This window comes from Pseudohongiella acticola (genome assembly GCF_001758195.1).
Classification (GTDB): Bacteria; Pseudomonadota; Gammaproteobacteria; order Pseudomonadales; family Pseudohongiellaceae; genus Pseudohongiella; species Pseudohongiella acticola.
Genome location: NZ_MASR01000001.1, coordinates 2,234,462 through 2,259,300, shown reverse-complemented (window position 1 = coordinate 2,259,300; position 24,839 = coordinate 2,234,462). Strand labels below are relative to the sequence as shown.

General features: G+C 55.8%; 20 protein-coding genes. 8 read left to right on the top strand and 12 right to left on the bottom strand.

Annotated features, from left to right (window positions below):
- Window positions 1-13 precede the first annotated feature (13 nt).
- Entirely contained in the window at window positions 14-1,411 is a 1,398-nt protein-coding gene (locus PHACT_RS09625) for an FAD-binding oxidoreductase (RefSeq protein ID WP_070117372.1), read from the bottom strand.
- 103 nt (window positions 1,412-1,514) lie between these two features.
- On the opposite strand from PHACT_RS09625, the gene serA reads away from it, so the two are divergent.
- Complete coding sequence (gene serA / locus PHACT_RS09620; protein WP_070117370.1) at window positions 1,515-2,744, top strand: phosphoglycerate dehydrogenase; 1,230 nt, start codon at window positions 1,515-1,517, stop codon at window positions 2,742-2,744.
- 489 nt (window positions 2,745-3,233) lie between these two features.
- Here the strand turns inward: serA and fba are convergent, their stop codons facing one another.
- The 6 genes from fba to PHACT_RS09590 form a co-directional block, all read right to left on the bottom strand.
- Window positions 3,234-4,280 (bottom strand): class II fructose-bisphosphate aldolase, encoded by a 1,047-nt coding sequence (fba, locus tag PHACT_RS09615; protein WP_070117368.1) that lies wholly within the window; start codon window positions 4,278-4,280, stop codon window positions 3,234-3,236.
- An 89-nt stretch (window positions 4,281-4,369) separates the two neighbouring features.
- Complete coding sequence (locus tag PHACT_RS09610; RefSeq protein ID WP_070117366.1) at window positions 4,370-5,566, bottom strand: phosphoglycerate kinase; 1,197 nt, start codon at window positions 5,564-5,566, stop codon at window positions 4,370-4,372.
- A gap of 41 nt (window positions 5,567-5,607) precedes the next feature.
- The gene (gap, locus tag PHACT_RS09605) at window positions 5,608-6,624 is read right to left on the bottom strand and encodes a type I glyceraldehyde-3-phosphate dehydrogenase (RefSeq protein WP_070117364.1); all 1,017 of its coding nucleotides are present in this window, start codon (window positions 6,622-6,624) and stop codon (window positions 5,608-5,610) included.
- Window positions 6,625-6,643: 19 nt separating this feature from the next.
- Window positions 6,644-8,641, bottom strand: a complete 1,998-nt coding sequence (tkt, locus tag PHACT_RS09600; protein ID WP_070118276.1) for a transketolase — start codon at window positions 8,639-8,641, stop codon at window positions 6,644-6,646.
- Between the two features lie 136 nt (window positions 8,642-8,777).
- Window positions 8,778-10,088, bottom strand: coding sequence for a type II toxin-antitoxin system HipA family toxin (locus PHACT_RS09595; protein WP_070117361.1), 1,311 nt, complete (start codon window positions 10,086-10,088; stop codon window positions 8,778-8,780).
- Window positions 10,085-10,492 (bottom strand): helix-turn-helix domain-containing protein, encoded by a 408-nt coding sequence (locus tag PHACT_RS09590; protein WP_070117358.1) that lies wholly within the window; start codon window positions 10,490-10,492, stop codon window positions 10,085-10,087. Before PHACT_RS09590 ends, PHACT_RS09595 begins: the two co-directional genes overlap by 4 nt.
- Window positions 10,493-10,779: 287 nt before the next feature.
- Here PHACT_RS09590 and PHACT_RS09585 point away from each other — a divergent pair, with 287 nt between their 5' ends.
- The 5 genes from PHACT_RS09585 (at window position 10,780) to PHACT_RS09565 (ending at window position 16,140) form a co-directional block, all read left to right on the top strand.
- A complete protein-coding gene (locus PHACT_RS09585) occupies window positions 10,780-11,817 on the top strand; it encodes an ArsR/SmtB family transcription factor (protein ID WP_070117356.1) in 1,038 nt (345 codons plus the stop codon).
- Window positions 11,818-11,864: 47 nt separating this feature from the next.
- Window positions 11,865-13,022 carry a methionine adenosyltransferase gene (gene metK / locus PHACT_RS09580; protein WP_070117354.1) on the top strand — a complete coding sequence of 386 codons (1,158 nt, stop codon included), beginning with the start codon at window positions 11,865-11,867 and terminating at the stop codon, window positions 13,020-13,022.
- A 78-nt stretch (window positions 13,023-13,100) separates the two neighbouring features.
- Window positions 13,101-14,480 carry an adenosylhomocysteinase gene (gene ahcY, locus PHACT_RS09575; protein WP_070117352.1) on the top strand — a complete coding sequence of 460 codons (1,380 nt, stop codon included), beginning with the start codon at window positions 13,101-13,103 and terminating at the stop codon, window positions 14,478-14,480.
- A gap of 76 nt (window positions 14,481-14,556) precedes the next feature.
- Window positions 14,557-15,393: a methylenetetrahydrofolate reductase [NAD(P)H] gene (metF, locus tag PHACT_RS09570; protein WP_317622280.1), complete on the top strand. Its 837-nt coding sequence runs from the start codon at window positions 14,557-14,559 to the stop codon at window positions 15,391-15,393.
- Window positions 15,394-15,417: 24 nt separating this feature from the next.
- Window positions 15,418-16,140: a 16S rRNA (uracil(1498)-N(3))-methyltransferase gene (locus PHACT_RS09565; protein WP_070117349.1), complete on the top strand. Its 723-nt coding sequence runs from the start codon at window positions 15,418-15,420 to the stop codon at window positions 16,138-16,140.
- 155 nt (window positions 16,141-16,295) lie between these two features.
- Here the strand turns inward: PHACT_RS09565 and PHACT_RS09560 are convergent, their stop codons facing one another.
- Both PHACT_RS09560 and glnK read right to left on the bottom strand, forming a co-directional pair.
- Window positions 16,296-17,525 (bottom strand): ammonium transporter, encoded by a 1,230-nt coding sequence (locus tag PHACT_RS09560; protein ID WP_070118275.1) that lies wholly within the window; start codon window positions 17,523-17,525, stop codon window positions 16,296-16,298.
- 67 nt (window positions 17,526-17,592) lie between these two features.
- On the bottom strand, window positions 17,593-17,931 hold the full coding sequence (gene glnK / locus PHACT_RS09555; protein ID WP_070117347.1) for a P-II family nitrogen regulator: 339 nt from the start codon (window positions 17,929-17,931) through the stop codon (window positions 17,593-17,595).
- Window positions 17,932-18,307: 376 nt separating this feature from the next.
- Here glnK and PHACT_RS09550 point away from each other — a divergent pair, with 376 nt between their 5' ends.
- Window positions 18,308-18,553 carry an accessory factor UbiK family protein gene (locus PHACT_RS09550; RefSeq protein ID WP_070117345.1) on the top strand — a complete coding sequence of 82 codons (246 nt, stop codon included), beginning with the start codon at window positions 18,308-18,310 and terminating at the stop codon, window positions 18,551-18,553.
- Here PHACT_RS09550 and PHACT_RS09545 read toward each other — a convergent pair.
- Entirely contained in the window at window positions 18,522-20,057 is a 1,536-nt protein-coding gene (locus PHACT_RS09545; protein WP_070118274.1) for a YifB family Mg chelatase-like AAA ATPase, read from the bottom strand. The two genes, PHACT_RS09550 and PHACT_RS09545, sit on opposite strands and share 32 nt — an antisense overlap.
- Before the next feature lie 164 nt (window positions 20,058-20,221).
- Window positions 20,222-21,937, bottom strand: a complete 1,716-nt coding sequence (locus tag PHACT_RS09540) for a putative bifunctional diguanylate cyclase/phosphodiesterase (protein WP_070117343.1) — start codon at window positions 21,935-21,937, stop codon at window positions 20,222-20,224.
- A gap of 267 nt (window positions 21,938-22,204) precedes the next feature.
- Between PHACT_RS09540 and rep the strand changes: the two genes are divergently transcribed.
- Window positions 22,205-24,250: a DNA helicase Rep gene (rep, locus tag PHACT_RS09535; protein ID WP_070117341.1), complete on the top strand. Its 2,046-nt coding sequence runs from the start codon at window positions 22,205-22,207 to the stop codon at window positions 24,248-24,250.
- Window positions 24,251-24,415: 165 nt separating this feature from the next.
- Here the strand turns inward: rep and PHACT_RS09530 are convergent, their stop codons facing one another.
- Window positions 24,416-24,787, bottom strand: a complete 372-nt coding sequence (locus PHACT_RS09530; RefSeq protein WP_245730672.1) for a c-type cytochrome — start codon at window positions 24,785-24,787, stop codon at window positions 24,416-24,418.
- Window positions 24,788-24,839: the final 52 nt, after the last annotated feature.

Genomic DNA, 24,839 nt, shown 5'->3' with positions numbered 1-24,839 from the left:
CAAGTGCCCGACTTTAATCAAAAATTTTCCCGGGATTCATCACTTTATTCGGGTCAAACACCTGCTTTAACGCCTTCATGCAGGCAATCTCACCTTCGCTACGACTGTATTGCAGATAGGGCTTTTTCAGCAGGCCAACACCGTGCTCCGCCGACACGCTGCCACCGTAGGATTTAACGGCTTCGAAGATGTCATAACTGACCTCGCCACATTGTCGGAAAAATTCTTCCTTGGGCAGCGCATCAGGTTTAAGAATATTCAGGTGCACATTGCCATCGCCAATGTGGCCAAACCAGATAATTTCAAAGTCGGGATACTGTGCAGTAACGATATTGTCTACTTCTTTCAGGAAAGCCGGCACCCTGGACACCTGCACCGAGATGTCGTTCTTATAGGGTGTGAATCGGGATATGGTCTCCGAGATGTCCTCACGCAGGCGCCACAAAGCACGGGCCTGGGTGATGTTCTGGCTCATGGTGCCATCCAGCGCCCAGCCCTGCTCAACACAGTGCTCAAACACCGACATCGCCGACTCAAGCACGGCTTCACTGGTATTCTCGAATTCGATCAGGGCATAGAAAGTGCCCTCGGTCGCAAACGGCCGCTGCAAACCCTTTTCCGCCATCACATGCCGCAGGGCTTTTTCGGAAAAGAATTCAAACGCGCAGATATCCAGCGCACCCTGGAATGCCTGCAGCACATGCATGGTGGATTCCAGATCATCCACTGCCAGTACCAGCACCGTTGGATCTTTGGGCGGTGTTGCCAGCGCCATGGTGAGCTCAACGATAAACCCGAGCGTGCCTTCCGAACCGATAAACAGATGCCGCAGATCATAACCGGTGGCATTCTTTACCAGGCCATGGTTCAGCTCCAGTAACTCGCCGGTGCCGGTAACAACTTTCATGCCCATCACCCAGTCCCGGGTCAGACCGTAGCGAATCACCTTGATGCCGCCTGCATTGGTCGCGACATTGCCGCCAATCTGACTGGAGCCGGACGAGGCAAAATCAACCGGATAGAACAGACCCTTGTCATCAGCGAATTGCTGCAATTGCTCGGTGATAACACCTGGCTGGCATACCACCTGACGATCAACGGCACTGAAGTCGAGAATCTGGTTCATACGATCAAAGGCAACCACAACTTCGCCATTGGCCGCCACCGCGCCACCACTCAAACCGGTGCGACCGCCCGATGGCACCAGCGCAAATCCCTGTTTATTGGCCAGACGTACCAATGCCTGTACTTCTTCAATGGATCCGGGAAAGACGATCGCGGCGGGATTGGGCTCATGCACCTTTGTCCAGTCCTTGCCAAAAACCTGAAGGGATTCATGATCAATGTTGACCCGATCCGGTCCTACAATTTCAGCCAGGGAGGCCGCCAACGTCTGCTGCATCGCGCTCATTACCAGGATTACCTTTTATGTTACTGACAGTGTTTATGGTACCATAGTGCGCCTCGCACTTGAGAGCCCTCTGACAGAACCTGCTGAGAGATACCGCACCGATATGAAATCTACGTCTCTGGATAAAAGCAAAATTCGTTTCCTGTTGCTGGAAGGCGTGCACCAGAGTGCCGTCAATACCCTGCATGAAGCGGGTTACACCAATATCGAATACCTGAAGACATCATTGTCCGAAGACGATCTTGTTGAAAAGGTCAAGGATGTACACTTTATTGGTATCCGCTCCCGCACCCAGTTAACCGAGCGCGTGTTTGAGGCAGCAACCAAGCTGCAGGCTGTCGGCTGTTTCTGCATCGGCACCAATCAGGTCGATCTCAAGGCGGCACTGGTACGCGGCGTACCGGTGTTCAATGCACCCTATTCCAATACCCGCAGCGTCGCCGAGCTGGTTATCGGTCAGACTATTCTGCTGCTGCGCCGCGTACCGGAAAAGAATGCACAGGCTCACCTGGGTAACTGGCAGAAAGTCGCCACCGGCTCTTTTGAAACCCGGGGCAAAAAACTGGGTTTAGTTGGCTATGGCAACATCGGCTCGCAGCTCAGTGTGCTGGCCGAGTCCATGGGCATGAAGGTTTACCTGTATGACATCGTCACCAAACTGCCCCTGGGCAACGCGGTGCAGGTGCCGTCCCTGAAGGAACTGATGCAGACCTGTGATGTGATCAGCCTGCATGTGCCGGAGACACCTCAGACCGCCAATATGATTGGCGAAGAACAATTAAGCTGGATGAAAAAAGGCAGCATCCTGATCAACGCCTCGCGTGGCACAGTGGTCGACATCGACGCGCTGGCTGCCGTGCTGGAGTCGGGACAACTGGCCGGAGCCGCCGTGGACGTATTCCCGGTTGAGCCGCGTTCCAATGATGAGGAATTCATCTCGCCACTGCGCAAGTACGACAATTGCATTCTGACACCGCACGTGGGCGGCAGCACCATGGAAGCCCAGGAAAACATTGGCATGGAGGTCGCGGAGAAACTGGTACGCTACAGTGACAATGGCTCGTCCATTACCTCGGTTAACTTCCCGGAAGTGGCCCTGCCGTCGCACCCGGGCATGCATCGTCTGCTGCACGTTCACGAAAACGTGCCAGGTGTCCTGTCGCAGATCAACCGCATCTTCTCGGAAAGCGGCATCAATATCTGTTCGCAGTATCTGCAGACCAATGACAAAATCGGTTACGTTGTCATGGACATAGCAGAAGAGGACAGTGACATCGCATTGGACAAACTGCAGGAGATCACTGGCACCATTCGATGCCGTGTTCTCTGGTAAGTTGTTCTTTGTTTTAATTCAGGGCGGTCGGGACGGGGGTAGGTGGCCTCGGACCGACCGCTTCCTTTGCGCTCACAGCCGGCGGGGCGGAACTCGACCTCGCGCTGCGCGCTCGGGACTCAGACAGTCCTCCCGCTGATCGGCTGTGAACACAAAGGAAAAGCGCGGCCTGATTGGTCCGACACCACCTACCCCCGCCCCGCCCTTGTGCCAGATTCAGGCACTACTGCAGATAAGCTCCTACACAGGAACGGAATCGCAGAGTTCGACGAATGGCACTAGGGCAGGGTATCGGAGGAAGCACGGCGGACCAATCAGGCCACGTATTCTCCTTTGTCCGTCCACCCGAAATAGCGCGAGGACTGTTTGAGTCCCGGGCTGCGTAGCAGCGAGGTCGAGTTCCGCAAGCGCCGGGTGGACGGACAAAGGAGGTGGTCGGTCTGACGTCCTCCCTCCGTTGGCCTGCCCGGTCTCAGACAAGTACAGCGCTTACTTCAAACCGTATTTATCGCTCATTTCCTCAAGCGTATAAATCTTACCAATGCGACTGGCGTGCCCCGCCGTACCGAATGCTTCCAGACGATCTTTAACAATGCCCTTCATCGCCTTCATGGTCGGGATCAGGAATTTGCGCGGATCAAACTCCGACTTGTTCTCCGCCAGGAACTTACGCGCAGCGCCCGTCGACGCCAGACGCAGGTCCGTGTCGATGTTTACCTTGCGCACACCGTGCTTGATGCCTTCCTGAATCTCCGAGACTGGGACACCGTAAGTTTCCGGAATCTCACCACCAAACTCATTGATGATGGCCAGCCACTCCTGCGGCACCGACGACGACCCATGCATGACCAGGTGCGTGTCAGGGATGCGCGCATGAATCTGCTTGATGCGCTCAATCGCCAGCGTATCACCCGTCGGCGGACGGCTGAATTTGTAGGCACCATGGCTGGTACCAACAGCAATGGCCAGCGCATCAACACCGGTATCAGCAACAAACGACGCCGCCTCTTCCGGGTCCGTCAGCATCTGCTCATGGGTCAGTTTGCCCTCAGCACCGATGCCATCTTCCTCACCAGCCATACCTGTTTCCAGAGAGCCCAGACAACCAATTTCGCCTTCCACCGAGACACCACAGGCATGCGCCAGTTGCACCACATTGCGGGTCACATCCACGTTATAGTCGTAATCCATCGGCGTTTTACCATCCACACCCAGCGACCCATCCATCATTACCGATGAAAATCCCAGCTGAATGGAACGCTGGCAAACCGCAGGCGACACACCGTGGTCCTGATGCATGACAATCGGAATATGCGGAAACTCTTCGATAGCAGCCAGTATCAGGTGTCGCAGGAAATTGGAACCGGCATATTTTCGTGCACCGGCTGACGCCTGCAGAATCACCGGACTGTTGACCTCGTGAGCCGCCTCCATGATCGCACGCACCTGTTCCAGGTTATTGACATTAAATGCCGGCACGCCATAGCTGTTCTCGGCGGCATGATCCAGCAATTGACGAAGACTGATAAGTGCCATGTTAAATTCCTCTTGTTAGTTCCAATTCCAATTTCGTATTGTCAGTGTCGGATGCATAGTCGCACGACACTGGCCAAAAATTTTGTATATCAATCGGCTCCACGTGTTTCCAGCATCGCTACTGCCGGCAGCACATCACCCTGCACGAACTCGAGGAAGGCGCCGCCACCGGTGGAAATGTAGGACACCTGGTCAGTGATGCCAAATTTGTCGATTGCAGAGATGGTTTCACCGCCACCGGCGATGGAAAAACCGGCATTGTCGGCAACGGCCCTGGCCACTGCTTCAGTGCCACCGGCAAAGGCATCGAACTCGAACACACCCAATGGTCCGTTCCAGATAATGGTTTTCATGCCCGCGATAATGTCCTTGAGCCGGGCTGCGGTTTTCGGCCCGATATCCAGAATCATGTCATCATCAGCGACATCATCGACTTTTTTGATGGTGGCTTGCGCATCCGCAGAAAACTCTTTTGCGACCACCACATCAACCGGCAACGGGATACTGGTTTTTTCCATCAGGTCCCGGGCAGTATCAACCAGGTCGGTTTCCACCAGTGACTTGCCAACTGGATAACCGGCCGCCAGCAGGAAGGTATTGGCAATGCCGCCGCCAACAATCAGCTGATCGGTTTTTTCTGCCAGGCTTTCCAGCACTTTCAGTTTACTCGACACCTTGGCACCGCCGACGATGGCCAGCATTGGGCGCTCGGGTTTTTCCAGCGCTTTAGCCAGCGCATCCAGTTCACCGGCCAGCAAGGGTCCGGCGCATGCCACCGGGGCAAATCTGGCGACACCGTGAGTACTGGCCTGGGCTCGATGCGCGGTACCAAAGGCGTCCATGACAAACACATCACATAAAGACGCGTACTGTTTCGATAATGCCTCGTCATTGCTCTTTTCGCCCTGGTTGATCCGGACATTCTCCAGCAACACCATTTCGCCCTCTGCCGGCTCAGCGTCACGCGGGTTATCCAGATAGTCCGCGACCAGGCGCACATCAATGTCCAGCAGATGCCCCAGATGTGCCGCCACTGGCGCCAGCGACGCGTCCGGCTGGTCGGCGATGGCCACACCCTCATCCGGACGGCCCAGGTGTGACATCACCATCAGTCTGGCACCGGCCTCCAGTGCCATCCTTAACGCCGGCAATGCCGCCACAATCCGGGTGTCATTGCCGACCTGGCCATTGTTAACCGAGACATTCAGGTCCTCCCGTATCAGTACGCGTTTACCGCGAAGATCGAGGTCCTGCATCCGTTTGATCGTGCCTGAAGATGTTGTCATGAGTCTACGCGGTCCTCCCAGACCAGAAGTCGTCAAAGCAGTTACAATTGCCGAATCAGATTGGCCACATCCAGCATACGATTGGCATAGGCCCATTCATTGTCAAACCAGGCCAGCACCTTGATCAGATGCGGCCCGCTGACCCGGGTCTGGCTCAGATCTACAATCGCAGATCTGGGGTCATGATTAAAGTCGCATGACGCCAGGGGTTCATCAGTGCATGCCAGCACCTGTGGCATGGAGCGCGCCGCCGCCGCTCTGATCGCCTTGTTGACGGTGGCAATGTCTGCGGCATTGCGTACCGTCACCGTCAGGTCGATGGCTGACACGTTCAGGGTAGGCACCCGCATCGCCTGTGCCGAAAAACGTCCGTCCAGCTCAGGCAGAATACGACCAATGCCTTTTGCAATTTCGGTGTCCACCGGAATAATCGACTGCACAGCGCTGCGGGTTTTGCGCAGGTCCTGATGATGATAGGCGTCAATGACCGGTTGATCGTTCATCGCCGAGTGTATGGTTGTAATCACGCCATACTCCAGACCAAAGGCTTCATCCAGGCACTGAATCACCGGGACCACGCAGTTGGTGGTGCAGGACGCGGCCGAAATCACCCGGTGCGATGCCTGCAGCACATCATGGTTGATGCCATAAACAACGGTGGCATCAACATCGCTTTGTGCCGGCTGCGAGAACAGGACACGACCGGCACCTGAACGCAAATGCTGCTCCGCGGTAGCTCGATCATTAAAGGTCCCGGTGCATTCCAGCACCAGATCGACATCCAGTTGCTGCCAGGGCAGTTCGCTGATATCCGACTGTGACAGCAGGGCAATTTTATTGCCATCAATAACCAGGTGACCCGCATCATCCAGCGATACATCGCCATGGAATCGACCATGGGTACTGTCGTAGCGGGTCAGATGCGCCAGCGTACGGGCATCAGTCAGGTCATTGATGGCAACGATCTGCAGATCCGGGTGCGCGGCACTTTCATGCAACGCACGCAGGACACAACGACCGATTCGGCCATAACCATTGATCGCCAGCCGATAGGGCATATTACATTTCCGTTTTACGTCAGGCGTTTGACAGGAGGGTATTGGCTTTAGCGACAATTTTATCTGCAGTAAAACCAAACGCATCCATCAATGCAGCGCCGGGCGCCGACTCACCAAAACTCGTCATACAAACCATGGCGCCGTCCAGACCGACATATTTGGCCCAGTAATCAGCGCCAGCCGCTTCCACTGCCAGGCGTTTGCGCACGGCAGATGGCAGCACGCTCTCGCGATAGTCAGCATCCTGCGCGTCAAACACGTCAGTTGAGGGAATGGAGACCAGTCGCGCTTTCACACCCTTGTCCTGCAGGGATTTGACCGCATCCCGCGAAATCGCCACTTCCGAGCCGGTCGCCAGGATGATCAGTTCAGGTTGACCCTGACAGTCTTCCAGCACATAGGCACCGCGCTCTATCCCGGCCAACTGCTCGCTGTCACGTGTCTGATGCGGCAGACCCTGGCGTGAGAACACCAGGGATGTCGGACCGTCTTTGCGCAGCAGGGCGTGTTTCCAGGCCACGGCTGTTTCCACGGCGTCACAGGGGCGCCAGACCGACATGTTGGGCGTTGATCTCAGGTTGGCGAGCTGTTCTATCGGCTGGTGGGTAGGGCCATCTTCGCCCTGGCCAATGGAGTCATGCGTGTACACATTAATGGTGTGCTGTTGCATGAGCGCAGCCATTCGCACGGCGTTACGCGCGTACTCCATAAAGATCAGGAAGGTACCGCCGTAGGGGATGAAACCGCCGTGCAGTGCCAGCCCGTTCATGATGGCAGTCATACCGAATTCACGCACACCGTAATAGATGTAGTTACCATCGGCGCTGTCGCTGATGGGAACGCTGCCTTTCCACAATGTCAGGTTGGAGCCGGCAAGGTCGGCTGAGCCGCCAATCAGTTCCGGCAGAATCTCGCCGAAGGCTGCGATACTGTTTTGTGATGCCTTGCGTGAGGCAATGCTTTCGCCTTTTTCCTGGCACGACGCGATATGCTCGGCGGCGCGCTCGGCAAAGTGGCCTGGCAACTCGCCTTTGAGTCGGCGAACCAACTCGACGGCCAGATCAGGGTGAGCTTCTTCGTAGCGCACCAATTTTTCTTTCCATTGCGTTTCTGCCTGGAAACCGCGTTCGCGGGCGTCCCAGTCCTTCTGTATATTTTCCGGCACCTCAAATGGCGCGTGCTCCCAGCCCAGTTGCTTGCGGGTCGCCGCGATTTCATCGTCGCCCAGCGGCGCGCCATGAATACCGGCGGTGCCACTCTTGGCGGGCGAACCAAATCCGATCACGGTTTTGCAGCGGATGATGGTGGGGCGTGCGGTTTCTTTTCGGGCCGCTTCAATGGCTGTTTTGACCTGCTCGGCGTCGTGCCCGTCAATGGCAAGTACATGCCAGCCATAGGATTCAAAACGCTTGCTGGTGTCGTCGGTGAACCAGCCGTCAACCTCGCCATCAATGGAAATGCCGTTGTCATCATAGAACATGATCAGCTTGCCCAGTCCCAGGGTGCCGGCCAGTGAACACACTTCGTGCGAAACACCTTCCATCAGGCAGCCATCACCGGCAAAAACATAGGTAAAGTGATCGACAATGTCATGATCAGGACGGTTGAACTGGGCCGCCAGGGTTTTCTCGGCGATCGCCATACCGACCGCATTGGCGATGCCCTGACCCAGAGGCCCGGTGGTGGTTTCCACGCCCGGCGTGTATCCGTATTCCGGGTGACCGGGAGTCTTGGAGTGCAGTTGCCGGAAGTTTTTAAGCTCCGACATGGGCAGGTCGTATCCGCTCAGGTGCAGCAGGGCATAGATCAACATGGATCCGTGACCATTGGACAGGACAAAGCGGTCGCGATTCATCCACTGCGGGTTGACCGGGTTATGGGACAGGAAATCATTCCACAGAACTTCGGCAATATCTGCCATGCCCATCGGCGCTCCGGGGTGGCCGGAATTGGCTTTCTGGACTGCGTCCATGGCGAGGGCACGGATGGCATTGGCGCATTCTCTGCGCGAGGTCAGTCGGGTGGACATACGAGTGGAGCTCCTGTACGCGGGGTTCGGGTCGTAGAAAAAGCGTATTTTCCCGCAGTTGGGCCTTATTTTCCAGACATATCCGGCCCGTTTCCGCAGATAGCCGATTGCATCGCCATCGCCCTTACAGGAAATTCAGTCGCAGCAGTGGCAGAATCCGGTCACGCCACTCGGCGTCAACACCCGCCCGGTCAGCGTATTCCGGCCAGCGCCGGGCCACCGCCGTGATCTCATCAATGATCACCTCGGCCCGCCCTCGCTTGAGACCGGCCATACGGGCACAGGCTTTAAAGTCGAGCAGGGTAAAGTGATCCTGTTTTCCGTTCAGGCGCATCTGGTGGCGCGACGTCCAGTCGCCTTCGGGATTGTAGGAAAATGTCAGATCGAATGCCGGTGACAATGACCACTGTCCGCGACGATCCATCAGGAATGCAATGTTCTTGGTGTGATCATCCTGATTACGCATGATGATGTTGAACACCATCCGCCGATACTGTTGCTCGACCTCGGCATACGACAGACCAAGCTGGCGCATGACCTGCAGTGCCTGTTCATAGCTGTAGGCGCCTGCTGCGTTGTAGTCAAAATGTGCCATGGCGCACAGCGACTGCATATGAAGTTTGTCCCCACTATCAGTGCGATCGAAGCGCCGCGTCATGAAGTGTTGCCGTCCACCTTCGGCCAGCAACCGACATTGGGACATGGTAATGCCTGCGTCGCGGGCCATCAGCGAGTAGGCATATTCGATCTGCCCATAACCTTTGGGGTCAGCCAGCTCCTTGTCGCGGTTGGCGCTGACGCCGTCAAATTTTATCAACCAGTGCTGATAGCCGGCAGCCACGTCCAATTGCCCCGAGCGCACATCGTCCGTCTGCGGATGCCAGGCGATCACGGCTTTGGCGCGTGCTCCGCCGGCCGACGTGCCCACGCGCAGAATATCGCGCATACCGGTCGGGTCTTGTTCACGCAGCCGGGAACTGAAATGCTGACGCTGCCTCAGCACCCGCGAGGCCAGGTCAACCAATTGCGAAATATCCACGCGCTGCGAGCCACTGGCTCGCGGTCCGGTTACCGGCGCAAATTCCAATGCCCCCATCGCACGACGGCCGACATAACACAGCCTTTCCACGGCATTAAAAGAATCGGGCGGACGGCCCTGGCTGGCAAGCCAGGCATCAATCAGGGCATGACCAAATCGATCAGGCAGTGCATCTGCCAGCAGACCAGGCAAGCCGTGGAAGGTATGCGGCGCCAGCGCCGGGAAACGAAATACCTGTTTGCTCGCACCCGGCAATGGCATCAGCAGCGGCGCCAGCTCAATTCCGCTGTGCGCGAATGCTTCGTCATACTCAAAACCGGCCAACCCAGACTGTTCGTCGAGTGCCACCGCCCCGATCGTGCTGCCCCACAGGTTGACCTGCGCCAGCGTGGTCATTTTCGCTCATCCCCCCAGGCCCAGGGTTTCACTGCCTGGCTCTTGCCGGGCGCTTGTGTGTCGGCACCGGTTGAGCCGGCAGCAGGCTGGCGGGCCCGCACGCGCTGCGGTCGCTTATGCTGATTTCGCAACATCTCCATGGGTCGTGGCGTTGGCGGAGGAATGGCAACATCAAGCGCTGCCAGACTGTCCAACGCCCGCAACACCCGGATCAGGTTGGGTAACTGCGATGCTGCGCCAGCCTCAATTCGTTCCAGTGTGCTCTTGGAGATGCCGGCCTTTTCCGCCAGCGCCAATTGAGTCAGTCCAGCATCTATACGGTAGCGGCTCAGGCGCTGGCCCAACTCAGACAGGATGGCATCGTCAGACAGGGCCGACGTGATGGTCAGGGAATTGTTATCCATGGATATGTCATCGTATATAAAGAATTAACTGGTTTTATGCATTTATATCGTCATATATAGAGAGTTATAACTATTCCATGTAATTCTTTATATCTGACTATTTAAATTGATATTAGACTTTATATCGTTATTTGTGAAGAGTAATACAGAAATTCCGATGCTTGTCATTGCCAGATTATGCTCCGGGCTCGCTGCCAATTTCGCCAACGCGTCCCACCCACGCCATCTTTCAACTCTCTATCAAAATATTTTGATATAGATGGTAAAGCTGGTATAGTTCGCCGCCTATGAGTGCCAATCCGCAAACAATCGACATTAATACACGACTCGCGTCTGCCAACTGCACTGATGCGTTGACCCGTGTGTTCAAGGCTCTGGCTGACCCGTTGCGGCTGGATATCCTGCGCCTGCTGCGCACAGAATCGTTTGGCGTTCTGGAACTGTGCCGCATCGTCAGCGTGCGTCAATCGGCCCTAAGCCACCATCTCAAGATCCTGGCCCAGGCCGGTCTGGTATCAACCCGGCGCGAGGGTAACAGCATTTTTTACCGTCGCGCCCTGTTGCTGACAGACGACCCGCAGCTGGCAGTCAAACAGTCTGCATTTGCCGCACTGGACCAGCTGACCTTACGCGGCGAGCTGGCGCGCGGTGTACAACAGATACATGATGAGCGTTCCGAGCAGTCGCTGCTGTTCTTTGAACGCCATGCAGAACGCTTTCTGGAGAAACAGGAACTGGTCGCCGAGTATGCCAATTACCGCGACACCCTGCATGACCTGCTGGATGACCTGAAATTGCCAAAGCAGGCCGACGTGCTGGAAGTCGGACCGGGCGAAAGCCCATTGCTCAGCGAACTGACCTCGCGCTTCCATCGCCTGACCGCACTGGACAACTCCATGGAAATGCTAAACCGGGCTCGCAGCGCGCTGACACAGCGACTTGGCGCTGACGACACTGACCACCCGGTCGAGTTCATTCACGGCGATACCCGAGCCGCACTGGCACAGAATCTGGTCTTCGACCTGCTGATCTACAACATGGTGTTGCACCATATTCCGTCACCGCGGGAGACCTTTGAAGATTGCGCACAGCTGTTGCGTTCTGGCGGCAGTCTGCTGCTGATCGACCTGAGCCATCACGACCAGGACTGGGTGCGCGAGTCCTGCGGCGATCTTTGGCTTGGTTTCACCGAACAGGACCTCGATGCCTGGGCGGATGATGCCGGCCTGACCAGTGGCCAGCGCGTTTACCTGGGACTGCGAAACGGGTTTCAGGTCCAGATGCGTGTATTTACCCGAACAGATTCAACCACTGACATTAACTGAAACAACTGACAACAGAAACTACTGACAACAGAAAAAGGACCTTAAGCATGACAACCAGCTTATTTACTTCCGAGTCCGTGTCCGAAGGGCATCCGGATAAAATCGCCGACCAGATCTCCGACGCCGTACTGGACAACCTGTTGCAACAGGATCCACACGCCCGCGTTGCCTGCGAAACCCTGGTCAAAACCGGCATGGTCGTGGTGGCGGGTGAAGTCACCACTGAAGCCTATGTGGATCTGGAAGACATCGCCCGCAAAGTCGTCATCGACATCGGCTACGATCATTCCGACAAAGGTTTCGACGGCCATTCCTGTGCCGTGCTCAACGCCATCGGCAAACAATCCCCGGACATCGCCATGGGCGTTGATGAAACCCAGGAACATGAACAGGGTGCCGGCGACCAGGGCCTGATGTTCGGTTATGCCAGCAATGAAACAGATGTGCTGATGCCCGCGCCAATTACCTATTCACACCGATTGGTCAAGCGCCAGGCGGAAGTGCGCAAAAATGGCACACTGCCATGGCTGCGTCCGGACGCCAAGAGCCAGATCACGTTCCGCTATCAGGACGGCAAACCAGTGGGTATTGATGCCGTGGTGCTGTCCACCCAGCACGATGACGACATCAGCCAGAAGGATCTGCAGGAAGCCGTGATGGAAGAAATCATCAAACCGGTACTGCCGGCAGAGTGGCTGGATGCCAACACCAAATACTTCATCAATCCAACCGGCCGCTTTGTTATCGGTGGACCTTTTGGTGACTGCGGTCTGACCGGTCGCAAAATCATTGTTGATACCTATGGCGGCATGGCCCGGCATGGCGGCGGTGCCTTTTCAGGCAAGGACCCGTCTAAAGTTGACCGTTCAGCCGCGTACGCTGCCCGTTATGTGGCCAAGAACATTGTTGCCGCTGGCATCGCCGATCGTTGTGAGATCCAGGTGTCCTACGCCATCGGTGTTGCCGAGCCGACATCGATCAGCGTGGAAACCTTTGGCACCGGCCGCATCAGCCATGACCGCATTGTTGAACTGGTCCGCGAACATTTTGAATTGCGCCCTAAAGGCCTGATCAAGATGCTCGACCTGATTCGTCCGATTTATTTCCCGACGGCGGCCTATGGCCACTTTGGCCGCGAAGACGCTGCCTTTACCTGGGAGAAAACTGACAAAGCCGACGCTCTGCGCGCAGCGGCAGGTCTGTAAGCTGGCTGTAGACAAGTACAGACCCTGAGTACAGGCCAAAAGCACGGACAACCACATTTAATAGTTAAAGGTAAATTTATGAGCACCACCGATTATAAAGTCGCTGATATCAATCTGGCCGAGTATGGCCGCAAAGAAGTTGTACTGGCGCAAGCCGAAATGCCAGCGCTGATGGCACTGCGCGAACGCTACAAAACCGAACAGCCACTGGCAGGTGCTAAAATCATCGGCTGTATTCACATGACCATTCAGACCGCCGTGCTGATCGAAACTCTGGTTGAGCTGGGCGCCGAAGTGCGCTGGTCTTCGTGCAACATCTTTTCTACACAGGATCACGCCGCGGCCTATATTGCTGCCAAGGGCATTGCTGTGTATGCATGGAAAGGCCAGACCGAAGAAGAAGGCGAATGGTGTATTGAGCAGACCATCCTGAAAGACGGTACTGCCTGGGACGCCAACATGTTGCTGGATGACGGCGGCGACCTGACCGGCATGGTTCACAACAAATACCCGGCCATGCTGGAGAAGATCCACGGCATCACGGAAGAAACCACCACTGGCGTGCACCGTCTGCTGGAAATGCTGGAAGAGGGCACACTGAAAGTGCCGGCGATAAATGTTAACGATTCCGTCACCAAATCCAAGAACGATAACAAGTACGGCTGTCGCCACAGCCTGAACGATGCCATCAAGCGCGGCACTGACATGCTGCTGTCTGGCAAGAAAGCACTGGTCGTGGGTTACGGTGACGTCGGCAAAGGTTCAGCACAGAGCCTGCGCCAGGAAGGCATGATCGTGAAAATCAGCGAAATCGATCCGATTTGCGCCATGCAGGCCTGCATGGACGGTTTCGAAATTGTTTCTCCTTATAAGGACGGCAACAACACTGGCCGCCTGGAAGATATCGATACCGCCCTGCTGAGCAACACCGACCTGATTGTCACCACGACGGGTAACATTGATGTGTGCGACAAAAATATGTTGCAAGCGGTCAAAAATGGCGCGGTGATCTGTAACATCGGTCACTTCGACAACGAAATTGATACTGCTTACATGCGCAAGAGCTGGAAGTGGGTTGAAGTCAAACCGCAGGTTCACCAGGTATTCCGTGCTGACGCCGACAAGAATCCAGAGAACTACCTGATTCTGTTGTCTGAAGGCCGTCTGGTAAACCTGGGCAATGCCACCGGGCACCCGTCACGCATCATGGATGGATCCTTTGCCAACCAGGTGATTGCGCAGATTCACGTCTTCAAGCAGGCGTTTGCATCACGCTCGGCTGACGAGAAGAAACAGATGCTGCGTGTTGAAGTTCTGCCCAAGAAGCTGGACGAAGAAGTGGCGGCATTGATGGTAGGCGGTTTTGGCGGCGTGCTGACCAAACTGACAGCAACTCAGGCCAAGTACATCCATGTAAAAGCAGAAGGCCCTTTCAAACCCGAATCGTACAAGTACTGATCCGGATTGAAGTGTTGACGCTGACTGTCCTCGCGACAGTCAGCCGTTACCAGCAAGAGAGCATCATATGGAAATCGTGAATACAGACGCGCGCTTCAGCTTCGAATTTTTCCCGCCTCGCACCGAGGTGGGTGTCGAGAAGCTGAAAGTTGTGCACAGCGAGCTTGCCGCGCTTCGGCCTGATTTCTTTTCAGTGACCTACGGCGCCGGCGGTTCAACCAAGGACGGCACACGGCAGACAGTGACTCGCATCAACGAGACCGGCTCGGATGTGGCGCCGCACCTTTCGTTTGGTGGCTCCACGCGTGATGAAATCCTGGCGCTGCTGGAAAGCTACCAGGCACTGGGCATCAATCGCCTGGTTGCGCTGCGCGGAGATATTCCCTCGGGCACCGGGACCGCATCACAGTATTATTACGCCAACGAGCTGATCGAATTTGTGCGCGAAACCACCGGTGATCACTTTCATATTGAAGTGGCCTGTTATCCGGAGATTCATCCACAGTCGGACAGTTACGACAGTGACATTGAGTTTTTTAAGCGCAAGGTCGAAGCCGGTGCCAACAGCGCCATTACGCAGTACTTTTATAATCAGGATGCGTACTTCTATTTTCTGGACAGTTGCGCCAAAGCCGGCATCGATATTCCGATTGTGCCCGGCATAATGCCCATCACCAACTTCACCAACCTGCAGCGTTTCAGTAACAGCTGTGGCGCGGAAATTCCGCGTTGGATGCGTCAACGATTGCAGTCCTATGGCGATGACAGTGACAGCATTCGTGAGTTCGGCATCGAAGTGGTGCAGAGCCTCTGCGAAGACCTGTTGGCGGGCGGCGCCCCTGGCCTGCATTTCTACAGTATGAATCAGACCGATCCGGTGCGGCAGATCTGGCAACAGCTGAATTTGCGCTAACGCCGGTTCACTGCGGAGGGTGCGATGCGATTGTCCCGATTTCACACAGATCAGGCGCTGGTCGCCGACACCGAGCTGGTGCTGGAAGGCGATCAGGCGCATTATCTCGGCAAGGTACTGCGGGTAAAACCCGGCCAGCAGTGCCTGCTGTTTAATGCAGTCAATGGCGAGTTTCTGGCCGAGGTAACATCGGTCAGTAAACGTGACGTCCGGCTCCTTCTGATCGAATCACGCGATTGTACACCTGACTCGGCCTTGCCTGTGCATCTGGGTCTGGGCCTGTCGCGTGGTGAGCGCATGGATTATGCCATTCAGAAAGCAACTGAACTTGGCGTTACCGACATCACGCCACTGTTCACTGACTTCAGTGAAGTAAAACTCAGTCACGAACGTGCCGACAAACGCGCCGCGCACTGGCAGAAAGTGGCGATCAGTGCCAGCGAGCAGTGTGGCCGTTGCAGCGTACCGGTCATTCATGGCCCGGTTCCGTTGGCGGACTGGGTTGCGGCCGTTCCCGCCGGTCAGGGCTTTCTGCTCGACCACACCGGCACGGCTGGTTTTACTGGCACAGCGCCCGATGCTGTTTGTCTGTTGGTAGGCCCCGAAGGCGGCACCAGTGACACTGAAAAAGCCCTTGCCATTGCTGCCGGTTTTACCACCGTCAGACTCGGCCCTCGTGTACTGCGCACTGAAACGGCGCCGGTCGTTGCACTGACAGCGTTGCAGCTTCAGTGGGGTGACTTCTAGAAAGTATGGGGACGGAGGGAATACTTTTTGATCAACTGCACAAAAAGTATTCCCTCCGTCCCCATACTTTCTCGTCCCCATACTTTCTCCAGACAAAAAAAGCCGGACTCAAATGAGTCCGGCTTTTTTGTTGAGAGCGTACTCTCGGGGAGATCTTACTTGGTGAATTCCGGGTAGGCTTCCAGGCCACACTCAGAGATATCCACACCCTGGTCTTCCTCTTCTTCAGAGACCCGGATACCCAGTACTGCTTTCAGTACCATCCAGACAATGAAGCTGGTCACGAATACCCAGATGAAGATGGTCAGGGCACCAATGATCTGACCGGAGAAGCTTGAACCGTCGTTAGTGATCGGTACCAGTAACAGACCCAGCAGACCACAGGTACCGTGCACAGAGATAGCACCGACCGGATCGTCGATCTTGATCTTGTCCAGAAAGACGATGCTGAACACAACCAGGATACCGCCCAGGCCGCCGAACAGAGTGGCTTCAAGTGCTGTTGGTGTTGAAGGCTCAGCAGTGATCGCTACCAGACCTGCCAATGCACCGTTCAGTGCCATGGTCAGATCGGCTTTGCCGAACAGCAGGCGTGCAGTGATCAATGCTGCGATCAGACCGCCGGAGGCTGCTGCGTTAGTGTTCAGGAACACCATCGCTACCGCATTCGCGTTCGCAATGTCACCCAGCTTCAGAACCGAACCGCCGTTGAAACCGAACCAGCCCATCCACAGGATGAACATGCCCAGTGTTGCCAGCGGCAGGTTGGCACCCGGAATAGCGCGGGCCGTGCCATCAGCGGCGTATTTGCCTTTACGGGCACCCAGCAGAAGCACACCAGCCAGGGCTGCTGCAGCACCTGCCATGTGAACAATACCGGAACCAGCGAAGTCAGAGAAACCTAGGTCGCCCAGTGTGAACATACCGAAGACAGACGCGCCGCCCCAGGTCCACGCACCTTCCATCGGATAGATAAAGCCAGTCATGACAACTGCGAATGCCAGGAAGGCCCAGAGCTTCATACGCTCAGCAACTGCACCTGACACGATAGACATGGCTGTTGCTACAAAGACAACCTGGAAGAAGAAGTCAGATGCGCCTGAATAAACAGAGCCGCCATCAAAACCGGCTTCAGCCGAGGCCGCCAGCGCGTCTGCAACCAGCGTATCGCCGCCGGCGATACCGGACAGGAAGTAGCCGCCGCCGTACATGATGGCGTAGCCGCACACCAGATACATGGTGCAGGAGACCGCAAACAGTGCGACGTTTTTGGTCAGAATTTCAGTTGTATTCTTTGATCGGACCAGACCCGCTTCCAACATCGAGAAGCCAGCCGCCATCCACATTACCAGTGCACCACACACCAGAAAGTAGAAGGTGTCCATTGCATACTGCAGTTCAAAAATTTGGTTTTCCACCGTTATTTCCTCCGCTTGAGAGCTTAGTCAGCTTTTAAACAGCTGCTTCTCCAGTTTCACCAGTTCGGATACGGATTACCTGAGTCAGGTCCGCAACAAAGATTTTCCCGTCACCGATCTTGCCTGTGTTGGCTGCCTTGGTGATGGCCTCAAGTGTCTGATCCAGCAAATCGTCTCCGATGGCTACTTCAATCTTTACTTTCGGAAGGAAATCCACCACGTACTCTGCGCCACGGTACAGCTCGGTGTGGCCTTTCTGACGGCCGAACCCTTTAACTTCGGTCACCGTAATACCCTGCACGCCAATCTCGGACAGTGCCTCGCGGGCATCGTCCAGCTTGAAAGGCTTGATAATCGCCGTTACTAACTTCATATGTCGCTCCTTACTTGTTAATACCTGCGCCGCCTATTCAGTGCAGATACACCTGACAGTCACTATGCATGGCCCGTGCCATATTGAATATCCGCTTTTAATTCAGATAGATACGCATTTAAACGGTGGTCAGTACGCTATATGGCGGTAAGATCAAACAAATGACGCACCATGATGGTGCGCCGTGTTTTTTGATCGCACCACAATGGCACGGATGTTTGCTGCGGAATTAAGGGCCGGTGCGATTAAGGGGACGGAGGTTAGATTTGCTGTGCAAATCCCTCCGTCCCCTTAATCTCACAGTAAATCTTAGCTCCGTCCCCTTAAATACCTTTGGCAGGCAAGTGATATACTGGGGATACAGGAGGGCAAAACCATGACCAGACGCTCAATCATCGACGAACTCAGCGAACAGATCAGCAAGGTGCTACCGCAGGTCAGTGCTGCCGGGGAAGAAGTCAGGGAAACCGTCCGGGGCGCGGTAAAACAGTCTCTGTCCAAAATGGATCTGCTGACACGCGAAGAGTTTGAAGCGCAGACCCGGGCACTGCAACGTGCCGAGGAGCGCCTTGACGAACTGGAACAGGCTGTTATAGCGCTGGAAGCACACTTAAGGCGCTGATACCCCGATAGCTTGCGGCTTCCGCCAGATGCTTTGGACAGATGTCCGGGCTCGATTCCAGATCGGCGATGGTGCGCGCCAGCTTGATCAGCCGATGACAGGCGCGGGCAGACAAGCGCAGGCGCTCAACAATCTGCTGCAACAGGGCATCGCTGTCCTTGTTCAGAGCACACACCGACTCCAGCTGCGCAGCTGTCAGTCTGCTGTTCAGCACACCTGCCCGCACAAGCTGGCGTTCACGCGCTGACACCACCCGTTCGCGCAATGCAGCGCTGCCTGACGCCAGATCGTCAACTGGTTCCGATCCCATCAGCTCACGATAGTCCAGCCGTGGCACCTCCACATGCAGATCAATCCGGTCCAGCAAAGGCCCTGAAATTTTTTCCAGGTACCGCGCAATTCGTTCGGGTGTGCAACGGCACTGACCCTGACTGTCACCATGATAACCACACGGACATGGGTTCATCGCTGCAATCAATTGAAAGCGGGCCGGAAATGTCACCCGATAATCGGCCCGGGCGATAGTGACCGTACCCGACTCCAGCGGCTCACGCAGACATTCCAGCACATGGCGCTTGAACTCCGTCAGTTCGTCCAGGAACAGCACGCCGGCATGCGCCAGCGTCACCTCACCGGGAGTCAGATGACGCCCGCCGCCCACCATGGCGACACCACTGGCACTATGATGAGGCGCACGAAAGGGCGGTACCGCCCATTGCCCGGCATTCAGAGGTTGCCCTGCCACCGACCGGATGGAGGCGGACGCCAGCGCGTGGGCCTCGCTCAGCGTCGGCAGCAAACCGGGCAGAGTATTGGCCAGCAGCGTTTTGCCGGTGCCGGGCGGGCCCACCATCAGCATATTGTGCGCACCCGCCGCCGCAATCAGCAGCGCCCGTTTGGCCAGGTGCTGGCCCCGAATATCGGCCATGTCGACGGGTGACGGGCAGGCGTCAGCTTGCGCTGTATTGCGCGAATGCACCAATTCGTCCAGAGGCTGGTCAACAAAATGCTGGCAGGCTTGCTGCAGGGTTGTCACAGCGAAGGTGGTGGCACCGACGACCAGCGTGGCCTCATCGGTATTGGCAGCTGGCACCATCAGACTGCGCCCGGCATCGCGTGCCGCGATCACTGCCGGCAGCACACCCTGCACGCCGCGAACATCACCTGCCAGGGCCAGTTCACCCAGAACCTCTGTGGTCGCCAGTTTTGCTTTTGGGAGTTGTTCGGATGCCGCCAGAATACTCAGGGCAATGGCCAGATCATAACGACCACCGCTTTTGGGCACGCCGGCCGGTGCCATGTTAATGGTGATGCGCCGCGCCGGGAACTCCAGCCCTGCGTTCAGGATGGCACTGCGCACCCGCTCCCGGCTTTCCCTGACCGCGGTTTCCGGCAGACCCACCATCGACAAGGCCGGCAGCCCGTTCGACAGATGCGTTTCCACCGTCACCAAGGGCGAATCAACGCCCTGATTGGCGCGGGTATATACCACTGCCAGCGACACACTCATCCTCCCTGATGACTGCTTTATTCGAATCGGTTCCCTGTAGACACGATGAGGGGTCCAGACACGGACGATTAATTAACACCCTGTCAGGTGTTGTAGTTCAGCACGGGAGGAATTGCACAAAAAAACAGGAGGTAGAATCTGGAGGAACAGCAGACGGCTTATGTGGCAGCGGCTAGAACGGACTCAAAACCACGTTCGCGCTCCATCGCCAGCAACACAAGAAAATCGTCGTAACTGATGGGACGGCTGAAATAATAACCCTGCACCTGGTCACACTCATGTTCACGCAGGAAATCGACCTGCTCAACCGTTTCTGCGCCCTCGGCAATCACTTCCATGTTCAGGCTATGAGCCAGGTTAATCATGGCTTTGACGATGGTGGCGTCGTCCAGATTTTTCTGTACACCGCTGACAAAGGAGCGGTCTATCTTCAAGGCCGAGATCGGCAGACGCTGAATATGCGCAAATGACGAATAACCGGTACCAAAATCATCCAGCGAAATCGCAATGCCCAGTTCACTAAGCTGGCGCAGACTCTGGTCTACAGCGCTGCCCTCAACCATCATTGTGGTTTCCGTCAGTTCGAATTCCAGTCTGCCCGGCTCGATATTATGCTTGCGAATGATGTTGGCCACGGTGCGGACAAAATTGCTGTCCTGAAACTGCTTGAACGCCACGTTCACCGCTATCTGGATATGATCGTACCCTTTGGACGATAACTCATTCAGGTACTTGCACGCAGCATGGATAATCCAGTACCCCATCGGCACGATCAACCCACTTTCCTCCGCCACCCGGATAAATTCTCCCGGCGGTAACAGGCCCCGCACCGGGTGCTGCCACCGCACCAGCGCCTCGACACCAATGATGCGATCGCGACAGATATCAATGCGTGGCTGAAAATGCAGGACAAAATCTTCTTTGCGCAGGCTGCGCCGGATCTCCGACTCCAGTTTAAGCTCGTGCTGCGCCGAATCGGTCATATCACGGGTATACAGCTTGCAGGTATTGCCTTTGTCCAGCTTGGCCACGCGCATTGCCATGTCCGCGTGCGCAAACAGGTTATCGACGGTCATGATGCCGGCATCCTTGATTGCCAGACCCAGACTGACATGCATTTTCACCGCATGCCGGGCCAGCGGAAACGGTTTGTTCATGGCCTGCAAAATAGCATCTGTGCGCAGGGTTGCCTCGGCATCTATCGAACCCACTGTATTCTGGAAAACCACTGCAAACTCATTGCCACCGATTCGTGCCAATCGCTGTGTTGGCGCCAGGCAGGACTGAATGCGCTCGGCTATCAGCTGTATGAGTGCATCACCGGCACCCTGCCCGTAGGAGACATTTACTTTCTTGAACTGATCGACATCAATCAGTAACAAGGCGACACAGGCCGCTTCGGCTTTATCCGCCAGGACGGTCGCCAGTTGTTCGCGCAGGTGCTGTCGGTTGCTCAAACCCGTCAACGGATCCGGTACGCGCGCCGGCATTGATCCCGACGCCTGACGCCGGGCACCAAAATGCATCAGGGCACTGCGCATCAGTGGCACACTCAGGGAGTCGCGGGACATTACATCAAAGTCATTAAGCGAGGTCTGCTGCCGATTGCTACTGTTGGCAACCTTGTCGGTCAATACCATCAGCGGCAGCGTGATCTGCTGGCGGTTGAATTCAATCAGCAGGCGTGCAGCAATCTGTACATCGGACACCATGCCCCACAGCAGCAGGTGGTAGCGGCCAAGATCACGCTCTGCCAACGCACGCGGATCTATCGGGCAACTCACCAGCTCGCTGGGAATATCCGTGATGCCGTGCAGCAGGCGCTCGACCAGACTGTGGTCACCGTCCTGCTCAGAAATTAACAATATACGCACTGCGCAGCTCCCGATTTTGCGTCATACTATCCCTCAAGGGACTACTCCAATTTCTGCTATCGGCCAGTTACGCATAAACTTTCAAAAATAAGGGTGATACAGCTCACATTTATCAACTTCCGCTGTGAATTCATCACGTTTTTATCTGATCCGGCATTTATTCTAGCTCGTAGTGGGCGTCTGGGTTGTCGCTGTCTGCTTAAGGTATACTACGCGGCCGTTGCACCGCCATGACTCAGCGCCCTTGCTCAGGAAAAAGTCCCGCTTGTGAACAAACTCAATCCCCGACAGAAAGAAGCCGTCCGATATATCGGTTCGCCTCTGCTCGTGCTGGCAGGCGCAGGCAGTGGCAAAACCAGTGTTATTACACAAAAAATATCCTATCTGATCAATCAGTGCGGCATCGCGGCCCATAAAATCGTGGCCGTCACCTTTACCAATAAAGCCGCGCGCGAGATGAAAGAGCGTGTTGGACGATTGCTGCGCAGCAATGCTGAAGGTGCCAGTCCGCGAGGACTGACCATCGCCACCTTCCATCACCTGGGCCTCACCATTATACGGCACGAACTCAGGCATGTCGGCCTGAAAAGCGGGTTTTCCATCTTTGACAGCCAGGATGCGCTGGCGCTGTTAAAAAGTCTGATGCTGAAGGAGCAGGAAGTCGACGAAGCCCGTCTGCGCACAATCCAGAACCAGATCTCCGACTGGAAAAATGACCTGCTGCTGCCACCGCAGGCACTGGCCGGCGCGCAAGACCCGGAGACGGTATTTGCCGCCCGCGTTTACGAGGAATACCAGCGCCACCTGCGCGCGTTTAATGCGGTCGACTTCGACGACCTGATCCTGATACCCGCCACGCTGTTTCAGGACAAACCCGCCGTGCTCGAACGCTGGCAGAACCGTGTGCACTATTTATTGGTCGATGAGTACCAGGACACCAACACCAGTCAGTACCTGCTGGTAAAGCTACTGGTCGGTCCACGCAACGGCTTGACCGTGGTCGGTGACGACGATCAGTCCATCTATGCCTGGCGCGGCGCGCGGCCAGAGAACATGCTGGAGTTACAAAGCGATTACCCCAACCTGAAAGTCATCAAACTGGAGCAGAATTACCGCTCCAGTAATATCATTCTGCAGGCCGCCAATACCCTGATCGCCAACAACCCGCACATCTACGACAAAAGCCTGTGGAGTGAACTCGGCCTGGGCGAACCCATGCGAGTACTGGCTGTGTCTGACCAGGACACCGAAGCCGAGCGTATCTGCACCGAAATCCTGAGCCTGTGCGTGCACAAGCAGCTCAAGTTCGGTGACTTTGCCGTGTTGTACCGTGGTAACCATCAGGCCCGGTTGCTGGAAATTAAATTGCAGGCGCATCAGATTCCCTACCAGCTGAGCGGCGGCACCTCCTTTTTCTCACGCGCCGAGATCAAGGACATCATGGCCTACCTTCGGCTGCTGATAAACGCCGACGATGACAATGCCTTTCTGCGCATCATCAACACACCACGTCGCAAGATTGGTCCCTCGATACTGGAGACCCTGGGCACCTACGCCAATGAGCGGGGCGTCAGCCTGATGGCCGCCTGTGACGAGATCGGGCTGGAACAGACGATGCCACCACCCCAGATTGACAAACTGCGACGCTTCAGCCACTGGCTGCAGGGCGTGGCCCGCAACTGCCAGCAAAACGATCCGATCAAGGCCATCCGCGAGATGATCAGCGACATCGATTATGAAGGCTGGCTGCACCAGAATAGCGCCACCCCCAATGCCGCCGAGCGCTCCATCGGCAATATTCAGATGCTGGTGGAGTCGCTGGCCAAAAGTCTGCGCAGCGCTGCCGAAAACTCAGACAGTGATGCACTCAGCGAAGCCGATAATATCGAAGCGGCCATTAATAAACTGATCCTGCGCGACCTGCTCGAGCGACAGGAGGACGATGCCGTGGAAAACCAGGTGCAACTGATGACCTTGCACGCCGCCAAAGGCCTGGAGTTTCCCTGGGTATTCATCATGGGCATGGAAGAAGAACTGCTGCCACACCGCAACAGCATCGAGAACGACGATATCGAAGAGGAACGTCGACTGGCTTACGTCGGCATAACACGGGCCCAGCGCGGCCTGGTGTTCACGCTGACAAAGAAACGCAAACTGTTTGGCGAAGTGATCAGCTGCACCCCCAGCCGCTTTCTGGAAGAGCTGCCGCAGGATAACCTGCAGTGGGAAGGGCGTGGGGACAGTACGCCGGAACAGAAGAAACAGAAAGGGCTGGATGCGCTGGCGGGGTTGCGTGAACTACTTGGCGGATGACAGATATAGGGGACTGCGGATAGTAAGGGGACGGAGGGATTTGCGTAGCAAAGCTAACCTCCGTCCCCTTACTATCCAATTACGTTCTTCAGCTGTCTGTTGGAATGTTGGAATATTGAAATAAAAAAGGGCGCCTAAGCGCCCTTTTTTGACATCAGCGTCTGATTACTCGACGCTTTCAGCCAGGATGTAATCAACCACTGCTTTCAGCTCGTCATCAGAGCAGGTAAAACACATGCCTTTTGGCGGCATGATGTTGTTGTAACCATTGATGGTGCTTTCGTACAGTGTTTCTTTGCCTTTTTCAGCACGTGCTGACCAGTCGTCAGCGTTGCCAAATTTTGGCGCACCGGCAGCACCACTGTTATGGCAAGCCGCACAGCTTTGCTGATAAGTGCGCTCAGCGCTGAAATCTTCTGAAACCTGCGCCAGTGTCATGGACGGCTGATCCGCCGATACACCGCCTACAGACACAACAGACGCCAGGATCAGGCCTGACAGAGCAACACCGGTTTTTACAAGGTTCTTCAATTTCACGTTAATATCCCTCACGTCGCGCATTATAAAAGTACTGCGGTTTTAAAACCAT

What these genes read in the sequence shown, in the direction of transcription:
- metK (WP_070117354.1), top strand. Translation starts at nt 11,865, where the DNA reads ATGACAACCAGCTTATTTACTTCCGAGTCCGTGTCCGAAGGGCATCCG.
- gap (WP_070117364.1), bottom strand. Translation starts at nt 6,624, where the DNA reads ATGCCCTATCGGCTGGCGATCAATGGTTATGGCCGAATCGGTCGTTGT.
- PHACT_RS09595 (WP_070117361.1), bottom strand. Translation starts at nt 10,088, where the DNA reads ATGACCACGCTGGCGCAGGTCAACCTGTGGGGCAGCACGATCGGGGCG.
- PHACT_RS09550 (WP_070117345.1), top strand. Translation starts at nt 18,308, where the DNA reads ATGACCAGACGCTCAATCATCGACGAACTCAGCGAACAGATCAGCAAG.
- PHACT_RS09560 (WP_070118275.1), bottom strand. Translation starts at nt 17,525, where the DNA reads ATGGACACCTTCTACTTTCTGGTGTGTGGTGCACTGGTAATGTGGATG.
- PHACT_RS09585 (WP_070117356.1), top strand. Translation starts at nt 10,780, where the DNA reads ATGAGTGCCAATCCGCAAACAATCGACATTAATACACGACTCGCGTCT.
- PHACT_RS09625 (WP_070117372.1), bottom strand. Translation starts at nt 1,411, where the DNA reads ATGAGCGCGATGCAGCAGACGTTGGCGGCCTCCCTGGCTGAAATTGTA.
- fba (WP_070117368.1), bottom strand. Translation starts at nt 4,280, where the DNA reads ATGGCACTTATCAGTCTTCGTCAATTGCTGGATCATGCCGCCGAGAAC.
- PHACT_RS09565 (WP_070117349.1), top strand. Translation starts at nt 15,418, where the DNA reads ATGCGATTGTCCCGATTTCACACAGATCAGGCGCTGGTCGCCGACACC.
- ahcY (WP_070117352.1), top strand. Translation starts at nt 13,101, where the DNA reads ATGAGCACCACCGATTATAAAGTCGCTGATATCAATCTGGCCGAGTAT.
- glnK (WP_070117347.1), bottom strand. Translation starts at nt 17,931, where the DNA reads ATGAAGTTAGTAACGGCGATTATCAAGCCTTTCAAGCTGGACGATGCC.
- serA (WP_070117370.1), top strand. Translation starts at nt 1,515, where the DNA reads ATGAAATCTACGTCTCTGGATAAAAGCAAAATTCGTTTCCTGTTGCTG.
- PHACT_RS09590 (WP_070117358.1), bottom strand. Translation starts at nt 10,492, where the DNA reads ATGGATAACAATTCCCTGACCATCACGTCGGCCCTGTCTGACGATGCC.
- PHACT_RS09610 (WP_070117366.1), bottom strand. Translation starts at nt 5,566, where the DNA reads ATGACAACATCTTCAGGCACGATCAAACGGATGCAGGACCTCGATCTT.